Genomic DNA, 256 nt, shown 5'->3' with positions numbered 1-256 from the left:
ATCCAGCAGTTCGCCGAAGTCCGGTTCATCGACTTCCAGCTCCAGCGCCTCGCGCTGCAATTCGACCAGCGCCTGCCAGTTTTCCCGGGACAGCTTGCCGCGCACTTGCGAGGCGGCCCATTGCAGGCGTTGCAAATTGGAGCGCAGGCTGAACGACCAATCCTCGCCCAGCATCGCAGCGAGCAGGCGCTCCGGCAGTTCGCCCTCATCCGGCAACAGCGCCAGCCGCTCGCCGAGATCGACCGCTGCTTGCAGC

Annotated in this window: 1 protein-coding gene; it reads right to left on the bottom strand. The window is 65.6% G+C overall.

Annotation, left to right across the window (positions count from 1 at the left end):
* On the bottom strand, positions 1-256 hold a 256-nt coding region (locus AAEZ06_RS27790; protein WP_350617378.1), incomplete at both ends, for an alpha-E domain-containing protein.

The sequence above is a fragment of the Pseudomonas sp. HY7a-MNA-CIBAN-0227 genome, assembly GCF_040310325.1.
GTDB lineage: Bacteria > Pseudomonadota > Gammaproteobacteria > Pseudomonadales > Pseudomonadaceae > Aquipseudomonas.
This window is presented reverse-complemented; position numbering and strand designations above follow the sequence as displayed.